This is a genomic window from Kitasatospora sp. CB02891 (assembly GCF_002803145.1).
GTDB lineage: Bacteria > Actinomycetota > Actinomycetes > Streptomycetales > Streptomycetaceae > Kitasatospora > Kitasatospora griseola.
Window position 1 is genome coordinate 74,999 of sequence record NZ_NNBO01000013.1, and the last position, 13,390, is coordinate 88,388.

A 13,390-nucleotide genomic window follows, 5' to 3' on the forward strand; every position below is an offset into this window, starting at 1 on the left:
GCTGCCGCGGAGTCCTGGGCCACCGCCGCCGCGCTGCGCCTGGGCCCGGTGTCGGTCCCGGCCCCTGCCCCGGTGCCGGAGGCGGCGCCGGTACCCGAGGCGGTGGTGGTGGCGCCGCGCGGGCCGGTGGGGGACGGGCGGGAGGCGCGTGCCGTCCGGGAGCGCCGCGAAGCCCCGGAGGCGGCCGAGGTGCTGGACGCGGTTCACGACGCCGTGCGCGAGGCGGTTCAGGGCGCGGTTCAGGAGCCGGTGATCGTGGAGGAGGTCGCGCCGCGCCCCGCCCAGCCGCTCGGCGGGACGCCCTGGCACGGCGGCGGTGGCGGGGCGGGCGGCGACGGCTCGGTGGGGATGTCGGCCGCGCCCGGGCCGCTGTACGAGCCGCGGCCGGCCCACGAGCGGCCGGCCCCGCACGAGCCGCTGCGCGGACGGAGCGCGGGGGAGGCGCGTTCGGGCCCGGGCGCGCCGGCGGCGGAGGCGCACGACGCCGAGCCGGCCGCCGGTACGGGCTGGCGGGCGGACCCGCGGGCGCAGCGCGGGCTGATGGACACCGGGGAGGCGCCGCGGCGGGTGTCCTGGGGCGTCGATGCGGCGCTCGACGAGGCCGTCGAGTCCCCTCTGGAGCGGGCCGCGCGGGAGCCGCGGGCGGCCCACGTCACCAGCGAGCGGGTGCGGCCGCCGCGCGAGCGCGAGGCGGGGCCGCGGGTCGCCCCGGCCGCGGAGCGTCCCGTGGCGCGGGTGCGCGGCGGTGACGGCGGGAAGCAGCGCCGGGCGGCCGCGCCGGCGCCCGTCCCGGCGGGGCTCGCGGCGCGGACCTTCGGGTGGCTGGTGGACGGGGCGGTGACGCTCGTGGTCGGGGCGGCCGTCGCGGTGCCGATGGCGGCCACGGTCTCGGCGCACGTCCAGAAGAAGATCGCCCAGGCGCAGCTGGCCGCCCGGTTGACCGGTCGGCAGCACCAGGTGTGGCTGCTGGACCAGGTGGTGCTGGGCCGGCTGGGCGTGGTGCTCGGCGTGCTGCTGCTGTTCGCCCTGCTCTACCACGTGCTGCCCGTCGCGCGGACCGGCCAGACTTTCGGCAAGCGGCTGGCCCGGATCCGGGTGGTCGCCGCGGGCGGCAGCCGTCCGCCGGGCTTCGGACGGGCGCTGCTGCGCTGGCTGGTGGGCGGGCTCGGCACCGTCCTGCTGGTGGGCCTGTTCCCGCCGCTGCTGGACCGCCCGGCCCGACGCGGCTGGCACGACCGGGTGGCCCGGACCCGGGTGGTGCGGGTGGTGCGGCGCTGACGGCGGGTTACCCGGCGTGCTCCCGGTCCGGGCCGTCGGCCGCTCGGTCGACGGTCGTCGAAAGGGACGGAAACGGAGTAAATGTCCCAACATCGTAGTAATCGCGGTGTTCTACTCGTGCCATGAGCACCCACGACGACCCCTCTGGGACCGAGCCGGAGGAGGAGGGCGGCAAGCCTTCCTTCGACAAGCAGCCGCCGTCGGCGGGCAGCCCGTACGACACGCCGCCCGGCTACGGTGGCCAGTACGGTGCGCCGCCCGGATCGGGCTCCCCCTACGACAACCGGCCGCCCGGCTACGGCCCCCCGCCCGGTCAGACCCCGCCCCCCGGCGACCCGTACGGCTCGCCCTACGGCGCGCCCGGCCCCGGCCCGATCCCCGGAATGCCCGCGCTCGGCGGCTGGGGCGCACGGATCGTCGCCACCGTGGTCGACTGGATCATGGTGGAGGCGGTCGCCGTCCTGGTGCTGCTGCCGTTCGTCAACTTCGGCCGGCAGGACGGCTGGGTCGGCTCGGCCTGGCTCGGCTACCTGCTCTTCCTGGTCTACCAGGGCCTGATGCTCAGCCGGGACGGCCAGACCCTCGGCAAGAAGCTGATGAAGGTCCGGGTCGCGATGCTCGCCGACGGCTCGTCCCCGACCGCCGGCGCCGCCTGGACCCGCGCCGCGACCTTCGTCGTTCCGGCCCTGCTCTGCTGCGGCGGCCTCTGGTGGCCCGTCGACGGCCTGTTCGGCGTCTTCGACAAGCCCTACCGCCAGTGCATCCACGACAAGGCCGCCAAGACGGTGGTGGTCTCCACCGCCTGACGGGCGCCCGGCTCGGCGTGGTGGGTTCTCTCGGGCCGGGTTCTCTTGGGCCCCGGGCCCGTGGCAGCCATCGACCTGCCGCGGGCCCGGGAGTCGCTGCGTCCGGCCACCGGTTCCGGGGGCGCGGCTACCGGGACTGGTGGGCGTATTCGGGTCGGCGGGCCGGCGGCGCGGGGGCGGCGGCGGCCGGTACCCGCGGACGGGTGGTGAGCAGGACGGCGGACAGCGTCCCGAGCGCGACCGCGAACGCCACCAGCACCGCGACCCGCCACACGCCGGTCTCGCCGGACACGGCCAGCAGGACCACTGCGGCGGTCGTCGCGATCAGGGCGCCGAGAACCACCTGGACCGGGCCGGGACGGGCGGCGGCCGACGGGCGGACGGCGCGGGACGACGGGGCGGTGGGGCGCGTCATGGCGGCCAACCCTTCGCGCGGGGACTGGGCCCGGGTCGGGTTTCTCCGGCCCGTTCGGTAAGTTCAGCCTAGCCTTTGGGAGTTGAGCTGATCGGGGGCACAGGGGGCGCACAGGCTCACGCCGCTCGGCGCCGGGCCCTCGGTCTCCGCCCCGCAGCCCCGAGCGATAGCGTGCACACGGACAACACCGGGGTGGGTGGCCGCCCCGTGCCACCCGTATCCGACCCGCCCGGAGTCGCCGTGACCGTCCCCGCCGACTGGCCCACCACCGCGGAAGCCGCCCGCGCCGAACAGGAACGCCTGCGCCCCCTGGTCGTCCCCGAAGGCCCCGAACCCCCGCGCCGCCCCGGCACCCTGATCGCCGGCGTCGACGTCGCCTACGACGACGAACGCGACGTGGTCGCCGCCGCGGCCGTCCTGCTCGACTACGCGACCCTCGACGTCGTCGAACAGGTCACCGCCGTCGGCCGGGTGGCCTTCCCCTACCTCCCCGGACTGCTCGCCTTCCGCGAGCTCCCCGCCGTCCTCGACGCGCTGTCCCGGCTCACCCGCACCCCCGACCTGGTCGTCTGCGACGGCTACGGCCTGGCCCACCCCCGCCGCCTCGGCCTCGCCAGCCACCTCGGCGTCCACACCGGCCTGCCCACCCTCGGGATCGCCAAGACCCCCTTCACCTTCACCCACGAGCCGCCCGGCGACCGCCGCGGCGACTGGTCCCCGCTCCTCGACGGCCCCGAGACGGTCGGCCGCGCCGTCCGGACCCGGCAGGGCGTCAAGCCCGTCTTCCTCTCCGTCGGCCACCGCATCGGTCTACCCGAAGCCACCGCCGTCACCCTCGCACTCACCCCCTCCTACCGCCTCCCCGAAACCACCCGCCGAGCCGACTCCCTCTGCCGCCGGGCCCTTGCCGCCACCGTCCCCACCCCCTGACCCCACCTCCCTTCACCAGGGGGCGTTTTGACGGACCGTTCCATGTGTTAGACATATGGACTGGAGCCAATTTTCCATCGGGCCCCAGGCGGTCGAGCGGGCAGTCCAGCGGGCAGCAGGTACGGGGGAGGTACGAATACATGAGCACAGGCGGCAAGGGCTACCAGGTAGAGGTCGACAGCCTGCGCGCGTTCGCGACGCAAGTCCGAGGACTGCTCAAGGAGTTCGAGGACGGCGCGGGCGGCGCGAAGGTGCACGGCCAGACGGGGTTGAGCCCGGCGGCGTTCGGCACGTTTCCGGAGGCTGCGGCGTTGCACTCCAAGTACGGCGACATGCGGGAGGGGTTGAGGTCGGTCCTCGACCAGATCCAGCAGTCGATCGACCAGGCGCAGCAGAACGCGGACCGGACCGCGAACAACTACGAGGAGCAGGAACACAACGCCAGCAAGCACCTGAAGCTGGCAAGTGACGGCTGGTCCACTGTGGCCCCCATCCCCGTGACCTCGACCCAGCGCACCGCGGCGGCGCCGCAGGCCGTACCGCCGGTCGGGAACGTGTCGCCGGCGGGCAGCGGAGAACCGAGGCCGAAGTTTTGATCGTCCGACACACAACGGCACCGGGTGACGGCCGAGCCACTGTTCGGTGTGAGGGGAGCCAATCGTGACCGACATGACCAACTTCAACTCCTACAGCCACGGCCAGATGCGCGGCATGGTCCAGTCCATGGACTCCGGCGCGGTCATGGCCGCCGCCGATCCCTGGCGTCGCGCCACCGACACGCTGAAGCAGATCCGTACGGCGCTGAACACTGCGGCCGCCGACGCCAGTGACTCCTGGCAGGGTGACACCAGCGACGCGTTCTACTCGCGGATGACCACGCTCGCCAACACCGTCAACAACGTCGCGGCCTATTCGAACGACGCTGCCAACGCGTTGGAGATGATGTCCGAGGCCATCGACAAGGCCAAGCGCGACATGCCCGAGGAGCCCGGGCTCTGGGACAAGGTGGGCGACGCGATCAGCGACACCGCCCAGCAGACGGTCGGCATCGACAACGAGGACACCCGCACCGCCATCGCGGACACCCGCAAGCAGCAAGCGGTCACCGTGATGCAGACGCTGGCAGCGAGTTACCGCGCCACGACGAACTATCTGAAGCCACCGCCCCGTGGCTTTGACGACACCAAGGATCTGCAGCCGCCGGACAACGGTGGTAGCTCTGCCCTTGGCGCTCTGATCATGGGCATCGGGGCCGGAATCGCTGCGCCGAACGGTGGGGCGACCGGTTCCGCCGGATCGCGCACCTCGAGCCAGAGCCCGGTGAGCAGCCGCACGCCTCAAGCGCCGAAGTTGAAGCAGGTCGTGGTCCGGCCGACCGATCCGGGCATCTCCGGGGGTACGGCCAACGCAGTCCCGCAGCCGAAGGGCCCGGGTACGGCCATTGACGGCACTCTGGGCAGCAATGGCGGTGTCCGAGGGGGCACCGGGACGATCGGCGGCACCGGAGGAGCCGGTGGGGTCCACGGTCCGTCCGGCGGAGGCGGGCTCGGTCCGGCCGGCGGTGTGGGCGGCGGCCCGATCGGCCGTGGTGAAGGTGGACTGCTCGGTGGCGGCTCCGGTATCGGCACCAGCCGTGCCGGGTTCAGCGGCAACAGCGTCTCCAAGGCCGGCACTTTCGGTTCCGGCGGTCTGGGCGGCAGCGGCGGTCCGGGTGCCGGTGCAGGCGGCGGTGCTGGTGGTACCGCAGGTGCCGGGGCACGTTCCGGCGGTGGCCTGGGCGGCGGCGGCAGTGCGGGCGGTACCGGCATCGGTGCGCGTTCCGGTGGAAACCTGGCCGGCAAGGCCGGCGGCGTGATCGGTGAGTCGACCCACGCCGCCGCCGGCGGGCGGGCGTTCACCGAAGGCGGCTCCGGTATCGGCCGCAACCGCCTCGGTCAGGGCGGCGCGGGCGGCCAGGCCGGCGGCCCGGGACAGGCCGGTGCCGGGCACGGCGGCGGCATGGGCGGCCAGGGCCAGGCCGGCAAGAAGGACAAGAAGCGCGGCAAGGACCGCCCGGACTACCTCGTCGAGGACGAGGAAACCTGGGCATCCGGCGATCAGGTCAACCCGAACGTGGTGGAATGACGTTCGGTCAGTAGAACTGTCGAACACGGCCGGCCGTCCCGCAGATCCGATGGTCTGCGGGGCGGCCGCTTCAACGAGTGGGGTGACGAGGCTTGACGATCAGCCGATCCGTGCGCGGTCTGGCCGTGCTCGCTGCGGGGGCCTTGGTCTGGGGTGTCAGCGCGGGGCCTGCGGCTGCGGACGAAATCCGTAGCGGGCAGTGGGCGCTGGACAGCTACAGTGCGGCCGAGAAGGTCTGGCCGATCAGCCAGGGCGACGGGGTGATCGTTGCGGTCCTCGACACCGGCGTTGGAGAACATCCCGACCTGACCGGCCAGGTTCTTCAAGGCACCGACTTCACAAGTCCTGGTAAGGACGGGCGGACTGATACCGATGGCCATGGGACCGGCATGGCCAGCGTCATTGCGGGGCATGGGCACGGTGATGGCGCGGGAATCATGGGCCTCGCGCCCAAAGCCAAGATTCTCCCCGTGAAGATTCACGTCGGCACCGGCCTGAATATCCAGACCGGCGACGGAACGGAGTTCGGCAAGGCCATCCGTTATGCGGTCGACAAGGGCGCGAAGGTCATCAACATGTCCTTCGGCGGTGGGACCAAATTTGACGACGGATACCAGGATGCGATCAATTACGCTTTCCAGAAGGACGTAGTCCTTGTTGCCGCTTCCGGGAATGACGCGGGTGCGGAGATTCGCTATCCGGCAGCCTTCCCCGGAGTGGTCGTGGTCGGTGCGATTTCGGACAGCGGAGATCTGTGGCCGAAGTCGACCACAGGACCTCAGTTGACGCTCGCCGCTCCGGGCGTCAACATCTACCGCGCGAACGGGAAGCAGGGGTACAGCACCGGCGACGGCACGTCCGACTCCACCGCGTACGTGTCCGCGATTGCCGCACTGGTGCGGTCGAAGTACCCGAACCTGTCGGCGGGCCAGGTCATCAACCGGATGATCAAGAGCGCGGTGAAGCTGCCGAACAAGGGAACGTTCCCGAACAACCAGTACGGGTACGGCGTCGCATCTCCGTCCGCAGCGTTGGCCCCCAACCCCGAGGTGGACAACGGGTCCAAGGAGAATCCGCTGCTGAACCGCGCGGGTTCGGGCGATGGTTCGTCCACCAAGACCCCCGGCTCGGGCGCCACGGATCCCGCGAAGTCACCTCAGGCCGGTGGCGACTCCACCACCCCGCGGGCGGACGGTGACTCCAAGAGCAGTAACGGCATGCTGATCGCGGTCGGCGGCGGCGTCCTCGGCCTGATCGTCATCGTCGTGATCGTCCTGCTGGTCCGCCGTTCCAAGAGCGGCGGCAACGGCCCCGGTGGCCCCGGTGGTCCGGCCGGTCCCGGTGGTGGCCCCGGCTACGGGTATCCGCCGCATCAGCCGGGGCCCGCCGGTTACGGGCAGCAGCCGCAGCCGGGGCAGGGCTACCCGCCGCAGCCGCCCTACCCGCAGTCGCAGTCGCCGTACCCGCAGCAGGCGCCTTACCCGCCGCAGCAACCGCCGGCCGGGGGGAATCCGTACCAGCGGTGACGGGGCTCGTTGTCGCGACGGCTCCTCTGTGAACGGCTCGGCCGTTCGTGGGGGAGCCGTTGTGCGTTCGGAGGGGGAGGGAAAGTCGTGACGGGGTGCTACTCCTGCGAGCGCGAGGCCGAGTTCGAGCGGCTGCCGCGGTACGAGCGGATCGCGGTGGACGAGCACTGGCGAGTGGTGCACGCGGTGGACTGTGCGCTGCCGGGCTGGCTCGTGCTGGTGCCGAGGCGGCATCTGGAGTCGATGGCGGAGTTGAGCACGGCCGAGGCGGCGGCGCTGGGTGGGTGGCTGGTGCGGTTGGCGCGGGCGGTGGAGGTGGTGACGGGGTGCGAGAAGGCGTATGTGGCGCAGTTCGGGGAGGCGGCCGGGTTCGCGCACGTGCACTTTCATGTGGTGCCGCGCGGGCCGGAGTTGGGGGTGGAGTTGCGCGGCCCGCGGGTGTTCGGGTTGTTGGGCGCGGGGGAGCGGGCCCTGACGGCGGCGCGGATGGACGAGGTCGCCGACAGGGTGGCCGCAGCGTTGGAGGAGTGGTGACCGGAGGACCAGTGAGGGGCTGATCAGCCGGCGGTGGTCCAGGGGGCCTTGCCCATCAAGGCCTTCACGTTGGCGACGTACGACGGGTTCGGGATGACGGACTGGCCGACCTGGGCGCCGGTGGCGGGGTCGGTGGTGAGGTTGTAGTGGACGTTGCCCGCGCCGGCGTTGTAGGCGGCGATGACCAGGTCGAGCAGCGGGGTCTTGCCGCTGACGGGGTCGGGGGAGAGGTCGTAGTCGCCGCCGAAGCAGGAGTCGCCGTAGTAGGCGACCAGCCAGTCGAGGTACTCGGTGCCGAGTTGGACGTTGCCGGCGAGGGTGTGGACGTCGGCGGCGTTGTTGTACTTGGCGTTCATGGTGGAGACGGTGCCGGGCATGATCTGCATGGTGCCGATGCCGCCGTCGCAGGCGAGGATCGCGGACTGCCAGCCGCTCTCCTGCCAGGCGATCGCCTTGACCAGTGCGGCGGGCAGCGGCGGGAGGGTGTCGGCGGTGCGACCGCCGGACGGGGTGCCGAGGGTGAAGGTGCGGGTCCTGCCCGCGGCGGCGGTGAGCGCGTCGTCGACGGCGGACTTGGGCTCGTTGGCACCGGTGTAGGACGGCTTGCAGGAGCTCTGCAGCGGCGGGGTGTGCGGCGGTACGGCGGGCGGCGGGGGTGCGACGGGGCCGGCCTTGGCGACGGGGGCGGGGGCCGCGGACGGCGGGCGGCTCGCGGTGCGGGTGGGGGTGGCGCTGCGGGACGGCTTCGGGCTGTCCGAGGCGCTGGGCACGGCGGAGGCCGGCGGCGTGGCGGACGTGGACGCGGATGCGGAGCCGGACGGCGAGGCGTCGGCCGTCGGGCCGGGCGACAGTTCCGCCGCGGCGCCGGCCGCCGTCCGGTGGTCGTCGTTCGACGTCGACTTCTTGGCGCAGCCGGCGACCGGGGCCAGGACGGCGGCGGCCGACAGCAGGCAGATCGCGGCGCGCACCGGAGTGCGGACAGTCATGGAATCCCCCCATATGTGTACGAGCGATCCGTCCGCCGCAAGGCGGATCGGGCCGCGAGACGGGGGCATGCTACGCCCTCTCCCCGGAGCGGACTGCTCACGGGTCGTCAGCCGGCCGGGTGGCGGGATCTCGACGACCGGTGGCGGTGGCGCCCCTGGTGGGGCGGGGAGGGGCGGGCGATGCTGGGGCACATGATGATCCCTGACACCAAGGACTGGACCTGGGTGCTCGAGCGCCCCTGCACGGAGTGCGGTCTGGACACCCCGTCGGTCGGCTTCGAGCGGATCCCGGGCATGGTCCGGGCGAACGCGGCGTCCTGGACGGGGCTGCTGGCGGGCGATCCGGCGGCGCTGCGGGAGCGCCCGCGGCCGGAGGTGTGGTCGGCGCTGGAGTACGCCTGCCACGTGCGGGACGTGTTCCGGCGGTGCGACGGGCGGCTGGCGCGGATGCTGACCGAGGACACTCCGCTGTTCGCCAACTGGGACCAGGACGCGACCGCCGTCGAGGAGCGCTACGGCGAGCAGGACCCGGCCACGGTCTCGGTCGAACTCGCCGCTGCCGCCGAGCAGTTCGCGCGCTCGCTGGAGACCGCGCCGGACGCCGCCCGGCCGCGCGCCGGGGTGCGCAGCGACGGCGCCCGGTTCACCGTGGAGTCCTTCGCCCGCTACGTGCTCCACGACCCGGTGCACCACCGCTACGACGTCACCGGCGAGCAGCATCAGGGCAGTTGATCGACCGCCAGGGCCGGGTCGCCGGGCTCCAGGGTCCACGCGGGCAGGCCGTGCGGCATCGCCTCGGCGAGCACCGTGGTGGGCCCGGCGCCGAGCCGGGCGGTGAGCAGGAAGCGGTGGCCGGGGCCGACCCGGCGCGGTTCCAGGGCGAGGTGGACGAACGGCGCGGACGGGCCGGAGGCGGCCGCCAGGCGGTCCAACTCGGCTTCCACGTACCGCCATTCCTCGGCGGGGACGTACTGGCGCATGATCGAGTGCCAGACCACGGTGAGCGTGCCGTCGGCGAGGCGGACGTCGCGCAGGAAGGCGGCCGCGCCGATCGGTTCGACCGGGGCGGGCAGCCGGGCGGCGAGCGCGAGGGCGCCGTTCAGCCGTTCCAGTCGCGGGAGTTGGTCCGCCCACAGGTAGGCGCGCAGGGCGAGGGCGCCGTCGGCCGAGCGCGGGTCGATCGGCGTCGGGTCGCAGCCGCGCCGCTCCACCACCCGCTGCAGCGGCGCGTCCCGCAGCCAGGCGGGTGGCTCGCCCTGCCAGGCGTCGGCGAGCACCACGGGCGAGTCCGGCGGCCCGTACGCGAACCCGGGGGAGACGCAACGGAACTGCTCGGCAAGGAGGTTGAGGCCCGCACTGGAGCCGAGTTCGTGCAGCCGGACCGGCAGTTGCACGGCGTCGGGGGAGGCCTGGGCGAGTCGGTGCCGGGCTCAGGCCAGGCCGGTGAGCAGCAGGTTGGCGCGGCCGACCTCGTTGGTCTGCGGCGGGCGGGTGAGCCACTCGCGGATCCACGGCAGGTGGTCGGCGACGGTGGCGCGGAAGGCCGGCCAAGGGGCGTCCGGGTCGGCGGGGTCGAAAGCGCCGCCCGCGCTGGGGTAGTGGGCGGCGAGCCCGGGCGCCCGGCCGGAGATCACCAGGGCGTGGACGGCGCCGAGCAGGCGCAGCGCGACGGCCGACGGCCCGGGGGCGTCCTCGTGGCCGGCGATCGCCGCGGCGCACGGGCCGCCCGCGGCCAGGTCCTCGGCGGCCCGGCGCAGCAGGGCGGCGGACAGCGGGGAGCCGAGCTCCGCGCAGGCCTCGGCCTGGTGCCGGAACATGGCCACGGCATGGTCGATGGACATCTCTGGAGCTCCTCCGTCCTGGGCTGACATCACGTCATCCTTCGCCGCGGACAGGGCCCTCGGTAGCGCGCCGGGCGGTGATTTCGCTCACGGACGGTACGGGTGCGACCGGCGCGGACGCCCCGCACGCCGCGTGCGGACGCGCGCCCGGGCGACCGAGGCAATTCAGGGGCGCACGATCTTCCCCGCGCGCCGGGTCCGGGCCCGCACGCCACCCGGCCGGCACCACCCGGCCGACACCACCTTGTCGGGGCACCCGGTCACCGGTCCGGTCACCGGTCGGTGGTGCGCCACCGATGGGTCTGCCGGAGCTGGCTGGTGATGCTGGCGGTGTCGACGCCCACCACGTCGGCGATCTCGGGCGTGGCCAGGCCGACCACGTAGTGCAGGATCGCCAAGTCCTCCTCCGCGTCGACGTCCGGGCGCAGCCGCTCGGCGCCGGCCAGCGCGTGCTGCTCGGTGACGGTGTCGCGGAGGATCTGCCAGGCCGCGGCGGCGGGGTTGGGGCTCTCCAGCACGGCGGGCCAGACCTGGGCCAGTTCGGTCAGGGCGAGCCGGACCACCTGGTGGGCGGCGGCGGGCTCCTGGAACCAGACCCGGGCGTAGCTCCGGTACCGCGGCTCGTGCAGCTCGCAGAACGCCGCGAACTCGACGGAGACGCGGGGCAGTTCGACGGACCGATCAGCACATGCCGAGTCCGCGGCCGGGACATGACGGTCGGTCACATCAGCTGCCTCTCGATCTGGGTCCGGACGGGGAGCGTCAACGCTCACTCTAGGCCCTCAGGCGGGTGCTGTGGGTGACAAGTCTGCTGAGATGCCCGGGTTCGGCCCCGCGCCCGCGCGTTGTGTGACGGACCGTCAACAACGGTCGCCCGCAGGACGCGGTTGCGAGCGCGTCGCACCTGGTCGGAGACGGTGGATCGGCAGTGGCTGCAGGGCAGTTGGTGTGCCACCGTAGGCCTCATGGGTGAACGCGGAAACGGCATCGGGGCTCACCTCCACGGGCGAAACCCGGACCACGGGCATGACCACCATCACACATCGGACCGGCAGCACCCCCACGAACACGCACATCGACACGCACACCCCCACCAGCACGCGCACCCGCACGGGCACCCCCGCCGGAGCGGCCTCGGCCGCCGCCCGGCGCACTCGCACGACGCCGCCGACCGGGTCGACCCGGCCCTGGAGTCCTCGGCGGAGGGCCTGCGCGCTGTGGGTCTCGCTGCTGGTGCTCGGTCTCACCGCCGCCGTGCAGGCGGTGATCGCGGTGCTGTCGGGCTCGGTGGCGCTGCTCGGCGACACCGTGCACAACGCCGCCGACGCCCTGACCGCCGTCCCGCCGGGCGTGGCGTTCCTGCTCGGCCGGCGGGCGGCGAACCGCCGCTTCACATAGGGGTGCGGGCGGGCGGGGGACCAGGCCCTGGCGATGGCGGCGTCCTCGCCGGCCGCGGGCCGGACGGCGGTGGAGCGGCTGCTGCACCCGCAGCCGGTGCGGCACCATCTGTGGGCGGTGGCGGGGGCGGCCGTCGCGGGGTGCGCCGGCAACGAGTGGGCGGCCCGCCACCGGATCGCGACCGGACGGCGGATCCGCTCGGCGGCGCTGGTCGCGGACGGCGTGCACGCCCGCACCGACGGGCCGACCTCGTCGGCGGTGCTGCTCGGCGCGGTCGGCGGCGCGCCGGGCCGGCAGCGCGCCGACCCGGCGGTGGGGCCGCTGATCGCGCCGGTGCCGGGCGGCGCGGCGCGCGAGGTGGGCCGACGGCTGATGGACGCCGTCGACCCGGCCCCGGTGGACGCGGCGGAACGGGAACCGGCCGCCGTGGACGGGGTGCGCGGGGTGCGCGGGTGGGCGCGGCGCAGGTGCGCCGGATCGGGCACGCGCTGCGCGCCGAGGCGGAGGTGGTGGTGGACCGCACCCTGACGGTGGTGGCCCGCCATCAGGTGGCGGTGGCCGCCGAGCGGGCGCTGGTCCGCGCCGTCCCCCGACTGCCGGCAGCCACCGTCCACCTCGACCACGCTCCGGCGGAGGTCTGAACCTCTCCGGGAGCCGGGCGTCCGGCCCCGAATCGGCCCCGATCAGCGCCCCGTCGGTCTGACGATGCGTCAAAAACCGCCCCAGGGAGCCCGGAAGGGCTCCCTGGCGACCTCGTGGGGCGGTCAGTGGATCTCGGGGCCACCCGCCTTCCGAACGGGCCGCAGAGCGGCGCTGGAGGCCTCGCCCCGGATTCCGGGCTCGACGGCGTTCCGTGCGCCGGCCTGCGCGGCTGCCTGCGCGGCGGCCTCGGTCGCGGCCTCCGCGGCCGCCGCCTCGGCGGCCCTGGCGGCGGCGGCCACGCTGTCGGGCTCGCGGCGCGACTGCTCGGGGATGCCGGCGGTGCGGCGGATCCGGCCGGTCTCCTCGGCGGTCTCGCGGGCGGCCAGGTAGGCCTGCACCGCGGCGATCCCGTACACCGGCTGGATCAGCTGGTGGCCTTTGAAGAACGGCCGCGCGGGGGCGAACCCGGCGGCCGTGACCAGCTCGCGGATCTCGGTTATCTCCTCTTCGCTGCGCGCCGTGAAACGGACTTCCCAGCCCTTCTTGTACGCACGTCCGTCCTCTCCGCCGCGCCGGGCGGGATCGGGTTGGCGGACGTAGCCGGGCAGGCGGCCGAGGCGCAGTCTGGCGGCGCGCTGGGCGGATGACTCGTCGCGGGACATGAGCCTGATGGTAGGCAATTCGGGACGCCCGCCGACGCCGCGGGGCGTGCCGGAGCGTGTGGGATCGATCACGGTCGGTCAGATCGCGCAGGTCGGCGGGCCGGGTCCGACCGGATCGAAATCTGTGTTGATCCAATGAAAATCGGATTGTAGGCGGTAAGTCCGACCTGATCCGACATTGGTTCGAACGTCCGATCCGCCGAATGGGTGAGGGTATGAGGACTTTAGTGCAGGGCAGTCCCGGTTTG

At 73.7% G+C, this 13,390-nt stretch carries 12 protein-coding genes and 2 pseudogenes; 9 read left to right on the forward strand and 5 right to left on the reverse strand.

Annotated features, from left to right (window positions below; genetic code table 11):
- The first annotated feature begins 72 nt into the window (after positions 1-72).
- Entirely contained in the window at positions 73-1,278 is a 1,206-nt protein-coding gene (locus CG736_RS25970; RefSeq protein ID WP_100588600.1) for an RDD family protein, read from the forward strand.
- 122 nt (positions 1,279-1,400) lie between these two features.
- Positions 1,401-2,084, forward strand: a complete 684-nt coding sequence (locus tag CG736_RS25975) for an RDD family protein (RefSeq protein ID WP_100588601.1) — start codon at positions 1,401-1,403, stop codon at positions 2,082-2,084.
- A 127-nt stretch (positions 2,085-2,211) separates the two neighbouring features.
- On the opposite strand, the gene CG736_RS25980 is transcribed toward CG736_RS25975, so the two are convergent.
- Positions 2,212-2,499: a hypothetical protein gene (locus CG736_RS25980; RefSeq protein ID WP_100588602.1), complete on the reverse strand. Its 288-nt coding sequence runs from the start codon at positions 2,497-2,499 to the stop codon at positions 2,212-2,214.
- A gap of 240 nt (positions 2,500-2,739) precedes the next feature.
- On the opposite strand from CG736_RS25980, the gene CG736_RS25985 reads away from it, so the two are divergent.
- From CG736_RS25985 to CG736_RS26005, 5 genes are all read left to right on the forward strand, one after another.
- Positions 2,740-3,429, forward strand: coding sequence for an endonuclease V (locus CG736_RS25985; protein ID WP_100588603.1), 690 nt, complete (start codon positions 2,740-2,742; stop codon positions 3,427-3,429).
- Positions 3,430-3,569: 140 nt separating this feature from the next.
- Entirely contained in the window at positions 3,570-4,025 is a 456-nt protein-coding gene (locus CG736_RS25990) for a hypothetical protein (protein WP_100588604.1), read from the forward strand.
- A 64-nt stretch (positions 4,026-4,089) separates the two neighbouring features.
- Positions 4,090-5,553 carry a WXG100 family type VII secretion target gene (locus CG736_RS25995; RefSeq protein ID WP_100588605.1) on the forward strand — a complete coding sequence of 488 codons (1,464 nt, stop codon included), beginning with the start codon at positions 4,090-4,092 and terminating at the stop codon, positions 5,551-5,553.
- A 92-nt stretch (positions 5,554-5,645) separates the two neighbouring features.
- Positions 5,646-7,079 (forward strand): type VII secretion-associated serine protease mycosin, encoded by a 1,434-nt coding sequence (gene mycP / locus CG736_RS26000; protein ID WP_100588606.1) that lies wholly within the window; start codon positions 5,646-5,648, stop codon positions 7,077-7,079.
- 87 nt (positions 7,080-7,166) lie between these two features.
- On the forward strand, positions 7,167-7,613 hold the full coding sequence (locus tag CG736_RS26005) for an HIT family protein (RefSeq protein ID WP_100588607.1): 447 nt from the start codon (positions 7,167-7,169) through the stop codon (positions 7,611-7,613).
- A 23-nt stretch (positions 7,614-7,636) separates the two neighbouring features.
- On the opposite strand, the gene CG736_RS26010 is transcribed toward CG736_RS26005, so the two are convergent.
- Entirely contained in the window at positions 7,637-8,599 is a 963-nt protein-coding gene (locus tag CG736_RS26010; protein WP_100588608.1) for a transglycosylase SLT domain-containing protein, read from the reverse strand.
- A gap of 192 nt (positions 8,600-8,791) precedes the next feature.
- On the opposite strand from CG736_RS26010, the gene CG736_RS26015 reads away from it, so the two are divergent.
- Entirely contained in the window at positions 8,792-9,331 is a 540-nt protein-coding gene (locus tag CG736_RS26015; RefSeq protein WP_100588721.1) for a DinB family protein, read from the forward strand.
- Here the strand turns inward: CG736_RS26015 and CG736_RS26020 are convergent.
- A pseudogene (locus CG736_RS26020) lies at positions 9,319-10,470 on the reverse strand (DUF2332 domain-containing protein). The gene CG736_RS26015 and the pseudogene CG736_RS26020 overlap by 13 nt on opposite strands.
- A 242-nt stretch (positions 10,471-10,712) precedes the next feature.
- On the reverse strand, positions 10,713-11,165 hold the full coding sequence (locus tag CG736_RS26025; RefSeq protein ID WP_100588609.1) for a hypothetical protein: 453 nt from the start codon (positions 11,163-11,165) through the stop codon (positions 10,713-10,715).
- 240 nt (positions 11,166-11,405) lie between these two features.
- Between CG736_RS26025 and CG736_RS26030 the strand changes: the two are divergent.
- Positions 11,406-12,479: pseudogene (locus CG736_RS26030) on the forward strand (cation diffusion facilitator family transporter).
- A gap of 123 nt (positions 12,480-12,602) precedes the next feature.
- Here CG736_RS26030 and CG736_RS26035 read toward each other — a convergent pair.
- Positions 12,603-13,142: a hypothetical protein gene (locus CG736_RS26035; protein ID WP_100588610.1), complete on the reverse strand. Its 540-nt coding sequence runs from the start codon at positions 13,140-13,142 to the stop codon at positions 12,603-12,605.
- Between the last annotated feature and the right edge of the window lie 248 nt (positions 13,143-13,390).

What these genes read in the sequence shown, in the direction of transcription:
- CG736_RS25975 (WP_100588601.1), top strand. Translation starts at nt 1,401, where the DNA reads ATGAGCACCCACGACGACCCCTCTGGGACCGAGCCGGAGGAGGAGGGC.
- CG736_RS25980 (WP_100588602.1), bottom strand. Translation starts at nt 2,499, where the DNA reads ATGACGCGCCCCACCGCCCCGTCGTCCCGCGCCGTCCGCCCGTCGGCC.
- CG736_RS25990 (WP_100588604.1), top strand. Translation starts at nt 3,570, where the DNA reads ATGAGCACAGGCGGCAAGGGCTACCAGGTAGAGGTCGACAGCCTGCGC.
- CG736_RS26010 (WP_100588608.1), bottom strand. Translation starts at nt 8,599, where the DNA reads ATGACTGTCCGCACTCCGGTGCGCGCCGCGATCTGCCTGCTGTCGGCC.
- CG736_RS26015 (WP_100588721.1), top strand. Translation starts at nt 8,792, where the DNA reads ATGATGATCCCTGACACCAAGGACTGGACCTGGGTGCTCGAGCGCCCC.
- CG736_RS26035 (WP_100588610.1), bottom strand. Translation starts at nt 13,142, where the DNA reads ATGTCCCGCGACGAGTCATCCGCCCAGCGCGCCGCCAGACTGCGCCTC.